Origin of the sequence: Streptomyces sp. NPDC001406, assembly GCF_042895285.1 — a bacterium.
Classification (GTDB): Bacteria; Actinomycetota; Actinomycetes; order Streptomycetales; family Streptomycetaceae; genus Streptomyces.
This window is the reverse complement of record NZ_JBIAWG010000008.1, coordinates 288961-301417: the sequence shown is the minus strand read 5'-3', so window position 1 is coordinate 301417 and position 12457 is coordinate 288961. Positions and strand designations below refer to the sequence as shown.

Below are 12457 nucleotides of genomic sequence, written 5' to 3'. Positions count from 1 at the left end.
CGCACTCAGCGCAGCGGGAAGTTGCGGTCGAAGACGTTCTCCGGATCGTACCGAGCCTTGAGCGTGCGCAGCCGGGCCAGGGTCGGCCCCGGGAACGCCTCGGCCAGGACGTCGGGGGAGCGGCGGCTGTCGAAGCTGAGGTACATGCCGTTCACCTCCGGGGCGAGCTGTGCCCAGTGGACGTCCAGGGCGGGTTCGAGCTCGGGCACGGTCGCGGACAGCAACTGGAAGTTCTGGTCGCGGTGGGCGTAGGCGGTGGCGGCCGGATCGACGTCGTTGACCGCGCCGCCCACCGAACGGAACTGCTCCATCAGCACCTCTCCCGACGCCAGCGCCTTTGCGACCGACCGTGCGGTGTGCGCGGAGACGCGGTCGAGCAGCCCGGAACGCGTGGCGCCCAGCCCCTGCCCGTGGTGGGCCGCGCCGCCGACCGGTACCAGCGTCGGATACGGGGCCAGGACCGCCTCCTGCTGCAGCAGCGGGCCCAGACCCAGCAGGGGCGTCAACACCCGCTGGGCGGCATCGGGTTGCTCCCCGGCGTACACCGCCGCGACATGCGCGATGGCCGGGCGGCCGGGTCCGGCGGGCATGAGCGTGAGGAAACTGGTCAGCTCGCGCGGCGCGGCATCGAGGACGGCGCCCCACTGTTCCACCAGGGGAGCGGCGTCGTGCGCGTCGAAGACCAGGTTGGCGAAGACGACATCACCGGTCTCCGACGCCTCCAGCTCCACGGCCGTGACGATGCCGAAGTTGCCGCCCGCGCCCCGCACGGCCCAGAACAGGTCGGGTTCGTGGTCCCTGTCGGCCCGGACGAACGTCCCGTCGGCCAGCACGAGTTCGACGGCCGTCACATGGTCGATCGTCAGCCCGTTCCGCCGCGCGAACCAGCCCATGCCGCCCGCCGTGACCAGCCCGCCCACGCCCACATCACCGGTGTCGCCGGAGCTGACGGCGAGCCCGTGCGGGGCGAGGGCCTGGGCCACCCGCCCCCAGCGGGCGCCCGCACCGACCCGGACCCGACGCCGCGCCCGGTCCAGCACCTGGACGCGGTCGAGACGCGACACGTCGACGACAACACCGCCGTCGTTGGTCGACCGCCCGCTGATGCCATGCCCACCGCTGCGCACGGACAGCACCGTGCCCCGGGCCCGCGCATACGCCAGCGCGACGGCCACCTCCTCGGGGCTCTCCGGGAAGATCACCACCGCCGGGGCACCCCGGTGCACGTATCCATGGCGCACCCGCTCATAGCGGGCGTCGGACGGCAGCACCGTACGGCCGGCGAGGGAGGGCGGTAACTCGACGTGCGCGACGCCCTGTTCCGTCATGACGAGGAGGTCCCTTCGAAGGACGCGGAGGACTGGGAGGAGGACTCGGGAAGCGTGGCCGGCTCCAGGAGGCACCGCAGGGTGCGCGTCAGATACGCCACGAGCCGCTCCGGCGGCATCTCGGCCACGGGCCCGCTGCGCAGCACGTACCGGCTGAAGGTGACGCCGATCAGATGGGAGGCGAGCAGATCGATGCGCTCCTCCGCGTCGGGCCCGCTGAGCACCGTGCGGTAGGCCGCCGCGCTGCTGCGCCGCATCGCCGCGTACAGCCCGGTGGCGGCCCGCTCGTCGGAGGCTGCGCTGCGGATCAGAGCGAGGAACGGGTCGTTGCCGTCGGAGTGTTCCATCCGCGTGACAAAGGCCTGCGCTATCCGGTCCGGCAGCGTCTGAGGCGGGCCGGGGACGAGTTCGGGCAGGTCCCGGGGGCCGGGCACGGCCGCGAGGAACAACTGCTCCTTCGAGCCGAAGTGCCGCATGACCAGACCGTGGGTGACACCGGCCCGCCCGGCGATCTCGCGGATGGTGGCACGGGCATAGCCCCGCTCCGCGAACGCGGCCCGCGCCGCCTCCAGGATCGCCTCGCGGTGCGCCTCGGGAGCGCGGACGCGCTTCCTGGCGAGGGCCGGGGCGTTGGTGGGTTGGTCGCTCACAACTCGTAATGTACATCTGGTCATTAGCGTCGGCGGTGGCTACGCTGCTCAAAATGACCAACCGTTCATTACGGCTCCGGCAATCGCACTTGGAGCCGGTCAGGGACCTCGTAGGAGCCGCGGAACCTGCGGAGACCGCGGAGGCTTTCCTGGAGGGCCGCACTGTACTCGTCGTCGGCGCGAGCGGAGGCATCGGCGAGGGGATCACCCGAGCCCTGCTGGAGCTGGGCGCCACCGTGGTCGCGGCCGGCCGCAGCGAGGCCCGGCTGAGCGCCCTCGCCGAGTATGTGGCGGATGCGGGACCGGGGGTCCTTCACCCGTATGTCGTCGACGTCTCCGATCCGGACAGCACCGCCGTACGCCACCGGCTCGTCAAGGATCACGGGAGGTTCGACGGCGCCGTCCTCACGATCGGCAACTGGGGCCCGCCGGGCCGCACGGGGCTGCTGGAGGTGTCCGACGCCGTCTGGGACGCGATGATCGCGGACAACCTCACCAGCCACTTCCGGGCGCTACGAGCCGTCACTCCGCTGCTCGTCCGGGACGGCGCGCTCGTCCACCTCACCGGCTTCAGCGCGGAGATCCCCTACCCGGGCGCCGCCCTCGTGGGCGCGACCAACGCGGCCAAGAAGTCGTTGCTGAGCAGCCTGACCGCCGAACTCGACGGCAAGGGCCGACGGATCTACGAACTCGTCATCGGCCCCATCCGCACGCGCCCCCGTGCGGCGGCGGGCGCCGACAGCGAGGCCTGGCTGAGCGGTGCGGACCTCGGCCGGCACGCCGGCGAACTGATCGCCGACCGCGGCCCATGGGCCGCCGAGCCCCTGCAGTACCTGCTCGACCGGGAGTCGGGCGTGCTCACCACGCTGCCGCACTGATGCGGTCGGTGTTGCCGGCGCGGCATGCCATCAAGCCGCGATCCGTCCTTCGTCTCGTGTGGCGGAGGCGATCACGGCGGAAACAGCGGTGGTCACGACGAGGCTCCCCATCATGACCATCCCCACGCCGACCATGAAGAGGCCGCTGCCGTCGTCCGGCCAGTCGTCATACGCGGCAGCGGTCAGGCCGACGGTGGTGCCGAACACCGCGCCTGCCGCGTAGCGCCGGTACGCCGCCAGGCACACCGGTGCCAGTAGGGTCAGCACCAGCCCGATCACCTGCCATGCCTCGTACGGACCGGTGGTCGTCGACCGGTACGTCCGGGTTCTGAGCAGCGATACCCGGTGACGGCCCCGGTGCTCCGTCGGTCTCGGTCAAGGCTTCGCCATGTGGCACCGGTGGCTGAGCGGGCGGGAGTTGCCCGACGTACTGCTGGAGTAAGCAGAACGCCCGGCGAAGGGAAGCTCCGTGAACCAGCAGCGCATCGTCCTCCTCTCGGCCGCGGGGCTCGCCTCGGCGCTTCTCCTGGGGGCGTGCGGCAGTTCGATGGACAACGCCTCCTCCGGTACCAGCCCCTCTCATGTCGCTCCGGTCGCCACGGCCACGGCCGCCGCCTCGGAACCCGCGGCCTCCGCACCGGCCGGCAGCGGGCACCTGGCCATCACCACCACGCTGATGGCCAGGGCTGTCGAGGGCGTGGGCAGCGTGGTGACCGACGACAAGGGGATGACTCTCTACCGCTATGACAAGGACCAGGCGCATCCGTCCAAGTGGACATGTTCCGGTACGTGTACGAAGACCTGGATGCCCGTCATGGTGCAGGACTCCGTAAAGACCATGGGCGTTGAGAAGAGCCTTCTCGGCACGGTTCACCGGGACGGTAAGACGCAGCTCACCCTCGGAGGCTGGCCGCTGTACCGGTACATGGGCGACACGGCGGCCGGACAGGCGAACGGGCAGGCGGCGGACGGGATGTGGTACGCCGTCACCCCGTCCGGCGGCAAGTCCGTCCGTTGAGTCCTACCTGCGATGCATCGTCTCCAGAGCCTTCGCCAGTACGTGAGGGTCGTGATGGCCCTTGTAGACCGGCGGAGGCTGCTTGTCGAGCTTGAGGAGTTGGGCCACCGCGGTCCAGGCCGTGCGTACGGAGTACTCGACGGTGAAGACGACGTCGTCGGGCACTTCGGCGAACTGGCCGATGAAGGCGAGGTTGACCGATCCGTCCGGCACGACCTCGGGCCGGTCCTCGCGACGGCGTACCAGGAACTGGCTGGTGATGTACGGCATCACGCAGGGCACCACGGTGGATGTCTCCAGAACTCGCGCCGCCGTCTGCTCGTCGAACTTCAGATGGTGCAGCACCTCTTCGAGGATCTCCCGACCGGAGCACATGGTCATCGGCTTGGGCGTCTGGTTGCCGGCCCGGTCGGGGAACAGGCCGTAGCCCCACCAGACTCCGACGTCCTCGGGCTGGTCGCGGTAGACGGGCTGGCGGTTGGCGACGATGGTGAGCAGCCAGTTGGAGTCGGTGAAGGTCATCAGCCCGCCCTTGCCGGCCGGGCGCCCGCTGAACTCCTCCAGCGCCGCGAGGAAGGCGGGGTCCTTGGAGGTGACCGTGAAGGACTCCCAGTGGGACTCCTTGACGTGCTTGTCGAAGGCGGACGGGTTGCCGAAGTTCTCGCGTCCCCGGGCCAGTCGATGCCACAGGAGCCAGGCTTCCGAGCGATGGGGAGCCGGGGGCGGGGCGGAGGTGTGCGAGCCGAGGCTGGAGGCGTCGGTCATGGAGCCGTTGGTGACCAGGACCAGATCCTCGGGAGCCACGGAAACCGTCTCGTCCTCGCCGTGCCGGCTCAGGAACAGGGTGTCGACCGTACCGCTGTGGATTCCCGGCGCGAATCCGAGGTCGGTGACATGGCAGCCGGTGTGCACGGTCACACCGCGCTCGCGCAGCCAGGCGGTCAGCGGGCGCACGATGGAGTCGTACTGGTTGTAGCGGGTTCGGTGGATGCCCGACATGGCGGCGAACTCGGGGAAGAGGTGAATGAAGCGCTTGAGGTAGCGCCGGAACTCGATCGCGCTGTGCCAGGGCTGGAAGGCGAACGTGGTGCACCACATGAACCAGAAGTTGGTGGTGAAGAAGTGCTTGCCGAAGCAGTCCGTGATCCGCTTGTCGTCCAGGTGCTCCTCAGGGGTCGCCAGGCACCGGATCAGCTCCAGCCGGTCCCGCTCGGAGAAGCCCATCGAGCCGGTGTCGACTATCTTGCCGTCACCGTCGACCAGGCGGGCGATGTCGTCCCAGGCGAAGTCCTCGTGTCCGGCCAGGATTTCATCGGTCACGGAGACGGCGGGATCGTCGAGGGTGGGGATGCCGGACAGCAGATCGTAGGTGCAGCGGAATTCGGCCTCGAACATCCGGCCGCCGCGCATGGTGTAGCCGGCGTCGAAGGTGCCACCCGCGTCCAGGCTTCCGCCGATGGTCCGTTGACCTTCGAAGAGGTGGATGTCGGATCCCTGGAAGCCGCCGTCGCGGATCAGGAACGTGGCCGCGGAAAGTGCCGCGATACCGCTGCCCACCAGATACGCCTTCGCCATCACACAACTCCTGGTTCTCACTTGGGTTTTCGGGAACCGCGCAGCTCAGGGTCTCCTGTGGCGCAGGGTTCAGTCAGTGGGCCGTTGGGCACCTTCCGGGCCCGAAGGGCCCACCGGTGGGGTGAGGTCGAACTTCACGTCCACCACGCCCTCGACGGCCCGGATCAAACGCGCGGCCACAGGGACCAGTGACGTGTCCCGCACACTGCCACCGAGCTGGACGACTCCCTCGCGCACCACGACGCGTACCGCTGACGCCGGCGCCGGGAAGAGATAGGACACCACTTCCCGCCGTACCTCCTCGGCGATGTCCTCGTCGTCCCGCAGGAACACCTTCAGCAGGTCGGCACGGCTGACGACGCCCTGCAGCATGCCCAGTTCGTCGACCACGGGGAGCCGCTTGACCCTGGCGTGGGCCATCCTCCGCGCCGCCTGGGCAAGCGTCTCGTCCGCGCGCACGGTCAGTGCCGGAGCGGTCATCAGCTCTCCCGCGGTCACGGCCCCCGCCTTCGCGAGATCGTCCAGGCGGCGCAACTGGGTGCGCCGATCGGGGTCGCTGTCGCGGAACTCCTCCTTGGGCAGCAGATCGGCCTCGGAGACGACACCGACGACACGGCCCTCGCCTTCCAGGACGGGGAGGGCGCTGACCTTCCAGTCCTGCATCATCCGCACGATCTCCTTGAAGCCGGCCCCGCGGCCGATCGCGGCGACCGTATGGGTCATCACGTCGCTCACGATGTGCGGGCTGCCTGTCATGGTGCCTCCTTGGTCTGGGCCGCTTCGACGGGTGGGACCGGTCAGTGCAGGCTCCCGCTGCCGTAAGGGGCGTACAGGTCCAGCAGCCGGGTGCGGGCCGAGCGCAGCCGGTGGGCGACGATGTCACCCACCCACTGGGCGACGGCGAGGCCGAGCGCGGGGTCGTCCTGGCACATCGACCGGACCGCGACGGCGTCGAACTCGTAGGCGCGCACCGGGCTGGTCGTCTCGGCACCCAGGTGCCGGCTGTGCGGGCCGAAGAGCCAGGACCAGCCGACGAGTTCGTCGTGGCCGAGGGTCTCGATGACGGCCGCACGACGGCCGGGCACCCTCATGTCGAGGGCGACGGTGCCGGTGCGAATGATCCAGAACCGGTCGGCTCGGCCCCCTTCCTCGAAGAGACGGGCGCCCTGCGGGAACGAAACTTCCCGGGCCATGCGCATCAGCCGTTCTCGATACTCGACAGGCAGCGCGCGCATCATGCCGGGTGTAGGGGGAGCGTTCATCACGTGCCTCCAGTAAGGCGTACCGGCCTCTTCTTCCAGCGTCGTCCATGGCGCCGGTCCGGCCCATGGGCCACTGGACCCTGTGACCGGGCCGCTCGGCACCGGGTCCGATCAGTGACCGCCCTGGTGGGCGGCCGGGCGGGTGTCGTCGAGGTGGAAGGTCAGGCTGTTGACGACGCCGATCACTCCGTCCACCCGGTACGTCGACCGGACGGTCAGGGGTATGTCGCTCCGGTGTTCGAGCCGGCCCTCCAGCGTGACCATGCCGTCCCGGACCGAGACGACCACGTCCTGGGGCGGAAGGGACAAGGTGTTCAGGATGTCGTCGAGGACCTCCTGCCGGATCTCCTCGTCGGTGCGCAGGAAGACGCGGAGCAGGTCGCGGCGGGTGGCGATGCCGATGAGCCGGTCCTCCTCGTCCACGACCGGAAGGCGCTCGACACCGTGGCGTTCCATCACACGCGCGGCGTCCGCGACCTTCTGTTCCGGATGCACGGTGATCGCGGGCGTCGACATCAGTTCCCCCGCCGTGGCGGCGACGGCGCGACGGGGGGAGTGGTCCCGCGCGTGCGGGTGTTTCCGCTGTGCCGGGCCGTCCGCGGGCCGGGTCGCCTGGCGGCGGATCAGGTCGCTCCCGGAGATCACCCCGATGACCTTGTCGTCGTGATCCACCACGGGCAGCCCACTGATCCGGTGCTGGTCGAGCAGCCGCGCCACGACCTTGAACGGTGTCTCCCGGTGCGCCTGGACGACGTCCCGGGTCATCACCTCGCCGACTGTGCGGGCCATGCCGCCCACTTCCTTCCTGGTCTGCCGTCTTCGTCGGGCCCGTCCTCGGAGCCGTGCGGATACCCCTCCAGGCTCCCTCCGGCACGCCGCCCGGCGCAGGGGCCGAGTGTCCCGAGACAGGGGACTGACCCGCCCACCCGTCGATAGGTCTCAGGAGCCTCGCTCCGTCACCTGCTGTCGCTCGTTTCCGTCCCGGTGAGCGCGGCCCGTCCGGCCTCCAGGCGTGCGACCGGGATGCGGAAGGGCGAGCAGGAGACGTAGTCGAGGTCCGCGTCGTGGAAGAAGTGGACGGAGTCGGGATCCCCGCCGTGCTCGCCGCAGACGCCGATCTTCAGGCCGGGTCGTGCCGCACGGCCTTCGGCCACGGCGATCCGGATCAGTCGGCCCACGCCCGTACGGTCCAGCGTCTCGAACGGTGAGGCGGCGAAGATGCCCTTGTCGAGGTAGGCGGAGAAGAACGCCGCCTCGACGTCGTCGCGGGAGAAGCCCCAGGTGGTCTGGGTGAGATCGTTGGTGCCGAAGGAGAAGAACTCCGCCTCCTCGGCGATCCGGCCCGCGGTCAGGGCTGCCCGTGGCAGTTCGATCATCGTGCCGACGGGGCAGTGCACGGGGACGCCGGACTCTTCGGAGACCTCGGCCAGCACCCGTTCCACTTCTTCCCGCTCGATACGCAGCTCCTCCACGGCACCGACGAGCGGCACCATGATCTCCGCCTCCGGAGAGCCCCCGGCCCGCACGCGCTCCACGACCGCCTCGGCGATCGCACGCACCTGCATGGCGACCAGCCCGGGGACGACAAGCCCCAGACGCACCCCGCGCAGGCCCAGCATCGGGTTCTCCTCGTGCATACGGTTCACGGCGTCCAGCAGCTCGGCGTCGCGCGGGTCCGGGACGTCGCCACGCGCCTCGGCGGCGGCGACGCGCACGGCGAGGTCCGTGCGGTCGGGCAGGAACTCGTGCAGCGGCGGGTCGATGAGCCTGATGGTGACCGGCAGGCCGTCCATCGCCTCCAGGATGCCGGTGAAGTCCTGTCGCTGGAGGGGCAACAGGGCCTCCAGCGCCCGCTCGCGCTCGGCGTCCGTCCGGGCCAGGATCATCTCCTCGACCAGCTTGCGGCGTTCACCGAGGAACATGTGCTCGGTGCGGCACAGTCCGATGCCCTGCGCGCCGAACCGGCGGGCCCGGGCGGCGTCTTCGGGGGTGTCGGCGTTCGCCCGTACTTCCAACCGCCGTACGCCGTCGGCCCGGTCCATGGCGCGGGCCACGGCCTCGACCACCCCGTCCGACCGCTCGCCCGTCTCGAAGTACCGCATCACCGCGGAGTCGACCAGCGGAGCGGCGCCCAGGTGGACGGTGCCCTCGGAGCCGTCGACTGAGATCACCGTGCCCTCCTCGACGACGGTGTCACCCACCGTGAACCGGCGGGCCTGGGTGTCCACCCCGACCCCTTCGGCACCGCAGACGCAGACCTTGCCCATGCCACGCGCGACGACAGCGGCATGGCTGGTCTTGCCGCCGTGGCTGGTCAGTACGGCCTGTGCGGCGATCATGCCCGGCAGATCGTCGGGTGTGGTCTCCTGGCGTACGAGGACGACCTTCTCTCCCGCGGCGGCCCGCCGGACCGCTTCGGCGGAGTCGAAGACCGCGGCGCCGACGGCCGCTCCCGGCGAGGCCGGCAGGCCGTGCGCGAGCGCCTCGCCGACGGCCGTGGTGTCGAACCGGGGGAACATCAGATGGGCGAGGCCGTCTCCGGTGACGCGGGCCAGGGCCTCATCGGCGCTGATCAGGCCCTCGTCGACCAGCTCGGCGGCGATGGCGAACGCGGCCTCCGCGGTGCGCTTGCCGACCCGGGTCTGCAGCATCCACAGCCGGCCGCGCTCGATGGTGAACTCGATGTCGCACAGATCCCGGTAGTGCTGCTCCAGGGTCCGCATGTGGTCGCGCAGCTGCGCGTACGACCGTGGATCCAGCCGCTCCAGGTCGGTCAGGGTGACGGTGTTGCGGATCCCGGCGACGACGTCCTCGCCCTGCGCGTTGGGCAGATAGTCGCCGTACAGTCCGGGCTGTCCCGTGGCCGGGTCGCGGGTGAAGGCGACGCCGCTGCCGGAGTCGGGGCCGAGGTTGCCGAAGACCATGGTCTGTACGTTGACGGCGGTGCCCAGGTCGTCGGGGATGTGCTCCCTGTGGCGGTAGAGACGGGCGCGCTCGCCGTTCCACGACTCGAAGACGGCGAGGACCGCGCGCCGCAGTTGCTCGGTGGGGGACTGCGGGAAGGTCTCACCGGTCTCGTGCCGGATCAGCTCCTTGTAGGTCTCGACGAGCGCTGCCAGATCTGCCGCGTCCAGGCCCAGGTCGTCCGCGGCGCCGCGGGCCTGCTTGAAGTCGGCCATGGCCTTCTCGAACAGCGCGCCGTCGACCCCCATGACGGTGCTGCCGAACATCTGCACAAGGCGGCGGTAGGAGTCCCAGGCGAAGCGCTCGTTCCCGGAGGACTTGGCCAGGCCGTGCACGGATTCGTCGTTGAGGCCGATGTCCAGGATGGTCTCCATCATGCCGGGCATGGAGAACCGCGCGCCGGAGCGGACGGACAGCAGCAGCGGGTCGTCGGGCTGCCCCAGGACCCGCCCCGCACCGGCCTCCAGAAGCGAGAGGTGTCCGGAGATCGCGCGGGACATCCCGTCCGGTTCCGCGCCGGTGGCGAGGAAGGCGCGACAGGCTTCCGTGGTGACGGTGAACCCGGGCGGCACGGGCAGGCCCATCCGGGTCATCTCGGCCAGGTTGGCTCCCTTGCCGCCGAGCAGGTCGGCCATGTCGCGGCCGCCCTCGGTGAACGCGTACACGTAGCGGTCCATGACGGTGTGTGCTTCCTTCCGACTACTGGTGCCTGGGAGGTGCGGGGCTACTGGTGCCCGGGGAGGTGCGGGCTCGGCGCGCGCCGGGCGGTGCAGGGCTGCGGACGCTCGACGCGCGGTGTGTGGCGGGGCGGGTCACATCTCGAAGACGATGCGTGCCTTGACCCGCCCGTCGAGGACCTCGGCGATCGACTCGTTGACGGTCTCCAGGGGCCGGGTCTCGTAGATGACCTTGGTGCGTCCGGCCGCGTGCAGCCGGAACACCTCGTTCAGGTCCTGGCGGGTGCCGACGATGGAGCCGATGACGGAGGTGCCGTTCAGCACGGTGTCGAAGATCGGCACCCGGATGGTGCCTCCGGCGGGCAGGGCGACCATGACCAGCTTGCCGCCGCGCCGCAGACCGCCGTAGACGGCCGCGAACGCCTGCTCGGCGACCGCCAGCGCAATCGCCGCGTGGGCGCCGCCGTGCTGCTTGAGCACCTCGGCCGGGTCCTCCTTGCGGGCGTCGATGAGGATGTCCGCGCCGAGTTCGCGGGCGAGGGCCAGCTTGTCGTCGGTGACGTCGATCGCGGCGACAGTGGCTCCGGCGATCTTCGCGTACTGCACGGCGAGGTGACCGAGCCCGCCGACGCCGGAGATCGCCACCAGCTGCGCCGGGCGGACCCCGGCGACCTTCAGTGCCTTGTACGTGGTGACCCCGGCGCAGGTCAGCGGCGCGGCGTCGCGCGGGTCGACGCCGTCGGGGACCGGCGCGGCGAAGTCGGCCGGCGCGAGCATCTTCTCGGCGTAGCCGCCGTCGACGCTGTAGCCGGTGTTCTGCTGCTGCTCGCACAGCGTCTCCCAGCCGGACAGACAGTGCTCGCACCGACCGCACGCCCAGCCCAGCCAGGGCACGGCCACCCGTTGGCCGAGGTCCAGGTGGGTCACTCCCTCCCCGAGCGCCTCGACGATGCCGACGCCCTCGTGTCCGGGGACGAACGGGAGGGTGGGCTTGACGGGCCAGTCCCCGTGAGCGGCGTGGATGTCGGTGTGGCACAGTCCCGACGCCTCGAGACGGATACGGACCTGGCCGGGGCCGGGCCGCGGGTCGGGGCGCTCCTCGATCACCAACGGCTCGCCGAAGGACCTGACGACTGCTGCCTTCATTGCCTGCTCCTTGAGCACGGTTCGGTGCGTTGTGCTCCCAGCGTCGAACGAGCCGCGGCTCGTCAGGAAGTACTGGACGTCCCGGGTGCGAGGCCGCTCGGCCCTGGTCGTACGGCCCTCCGTCCCGCAAGATTTGACAGACCGGGAACAATTGAGGTCCGCCGGGCTCGTTCCGGCACCGGAGAACAGAACAGACGACGCGGCATGAGGAGCAATCAATGGCGGACAGCGAGCGACCCGGTCCCGACAACCCCATCCGGGTCTTCCTGCTGGACGACCACGAGGTGGTACGACGCGGGGTGCACGACCTGCTGAACGACCATCCGGACATCACCGTGGTCGGCGAGGCCGGGACGGTGGAGCAGGCACTGACGCGCGTCCCCGCGTTGCGTCCGGACGTGGCGGTGCTCGATGTGCGCCTGCCGGACGGCGACGGTGTGACCGTGTGCCGCGAACTGCGTTCACAGATGCCGGATCTGGCCTGTCTGATGCTGACCTCGTTCGACGACGAGGAGGCACTGCTCGACTCGATCATGGCGGGCGCGTCCGGTTACGTCCTGAAGCAGATCCAGGGCTCGGACCTGGTGTCCGCCGTGCGAACGGTCGCCGCCGGCCAGTCCCTGCTGGACGCCAGCGCCACCTCCCGGCTGATGGCCCGGCTGCGCGGTGCTCAGGAGCGGGAGCAGGAGCCGGACGCCTTCCCGGGCCTGACCGACCGCGAGCGCGAGATCCTGGCCCTGATCGGGGAGGGCCTGACTAACCGCCAGATAGGCCAGCGGCTGTACCTCGCCGAGAAGACGGTGAAGAACCACATCTCGCGCCTGTTGGCCAAGCTCGGTGTGGAGCGGCGCATCCAGGCCGCGGTCATCGCCACACAGGCCCAGGACCGGCTCAAGCAAGCCGGGAACTGAGCGCCTTCGTCGTCGGCCTCCCGGAAGACAGCGCCGATCCGTCAGGAC

The 12457-nt window shown here is 70.3% G+C and carries 11 protein-coding genes and 1 pseudogene; 3 read left to right on the top strand and 9 right to left on the bottom strand.

The window, feature by feature from the left end; translation table 11 throughout:
• Positions 1-5: 5 nt before the first annotated feature.
• Positions 6-1328 carry an FAD-binding oxidoreductase gene (locus ACFY1J_RS21645; RefSeq protein WP_390707994.1) on the bottom strand — a complete coding sequence of 441 codons (1323 nt, stop codon included), beginning with the start codon at positions 1326-1328 and terminating at the stop codon, positions 6-8.
• Positions 1325-1978, bottom strand: a complete 654-nt coding sequence (locus ACFY1J_RS21640; protein WP_390731689.1) for a TetR family transcriptional regulator — start codon at positions 1976-1978, stop codon at positions 1325-1327. Before ACFY1J_RS21640 ends, ACFY1J_RS21645 begins: the two co-directional genes overlap by 4 nt.
• Positions 1979-2031: 53 nt before the next feature.
• Between ACFY1J_RS21640 and ACFY1J_RS21635 the strand changes: the two genes are divergently transcribed.
• Entirely contained in the window at positions 2032-2856 is an 825-nt protein-coding gene (locus ACFY1J_RS21635; protein WP_390707992.1) for an SDR family NAD(P)-dependent oxidoreductase, read from the top strand.
• A 30-nt stretch (positions 2857-2886) separates the two neighbouring features.
• Here ACFY1J_RS21635 and ACFY1J_RS21630 read toward each other — a convergent pair.
• Positions 2887-3165 (bottom strand): annotated as a pseudogene (locus tag ACFY1J_RS21630) (hypothetical protein); the annotation flags it as partial.
• A gap of 160 nt (positions 3166-3325) precedes the next feature.
• On the opposite strand from ACFY1J_RS21630, the gene ACFY1J_RS21625 reads away from it, so the two are divergent.
• Entirely contained in the window at positions 3326-3874 is a 549-nt protein-coding gene (locus ACFY1J_RS21625) for a hypothetical protein (protein ID WP_390731688.1), read from the top strand.
• A 3-nt stretch (positions 3875-3877) separates the two neighbouring features.
• Here the strand turns inward: ACFY1J_RS21625 and ACFY1J_RS21620 are convergent, their stop codons facing one another.
• The 6 genes from ACFY1J_RS21620 to adhP form a co-directional block, all read right to left on the bottom strand.
• Complete coding sequence (locus ACFY1J_RS21620; RefSeq protein WP_390707990.1) at positions 3878-5449, bottom strand: oleate hydratase; 1572 nt, start codon at positions 5447-5449, stop codon at positions 3878-3880.
• 69 nt (positions 5450-5518) lie between these two features.
• A complete protein-coding gene (locus ACFY1J_RS21615; protein WP_390707989.1) occupies positions 5519-6205 on the bottom strand; it encodes a CBS domain-containing protein in 687 nt (228 codons plus the stop codon).
• A 41-nt stretch (positions 6206-6246) separates the two neighbouring features.
• Positions 6247-6711 carry a cyclic nucleotide-binding domain-containing protein gene (locus tag ACFY1J_RS21610; protein ID WP_390707988.1) on the bottom strand — a complete coding sequence of 155 codons (465 nt, stop codon included), beginning with the start codon at positions 6709-6711 and terminating at the stop codon, positions 6247-6249.
• Between the two features lie 111 nt (positions 6712-6822).
• Positions 6823-7500 carry a CBS domain-containing protein gene (locus ACFY1J_RS21605; RefSeq protein WP_390731687.1) on the bottom strand — a complete coding sequence of 226 codons (678 nt, stop codon included), beginning with the start codon at positions 7498-7500 and terminating at the stop codon, positions 6823-6825.
• 167 nt (positions 7501-7667) lie between these two features.
• Positions 7668-10352 carry a pyruvate, phosphate dikinase gene (ppdK, locus tag ACFY1J_RS21600; RefSeq protein WP_390731686.1) on the bottom strand — a complete coding sequence of 895 codons (2685 nt, stop codon included), beginning with the start codon at positions 10350-10352 and terminating at the stop codon, positions 7668-7670.
• 135 nt (positions 10353-10487) lie between these two features.
• Positions 10488-11498, bottom strand: coding sequence for an alcohol dehydrogenase AdhP (gene adhP, locus ACFY1J_RS21595; RefSeq protein ID WP_390731685.1), 1011 nt, complete (start codon positions 11496-11498; stop codon positions 10488-10490).
• A gap of 218 nt (positions 11499-11716) precedes the next feature.
• Between adhP and ACFY1J_RS21590 the strand changes: the two genes are divergently transcribed.
• Positions 11717-12409 (top strand): response regulator, encoded by a 693-nt coding sequence (locus tag ACFY1J_RS21590; RefSeq protein WP_390707984.1) that lies wholly within the window; start codon positions 11717-11719, stop codon positions 12407-12409.
• The last annotated feature ends 48 nt before the right edge of the window (positions 12410-12457 follow it).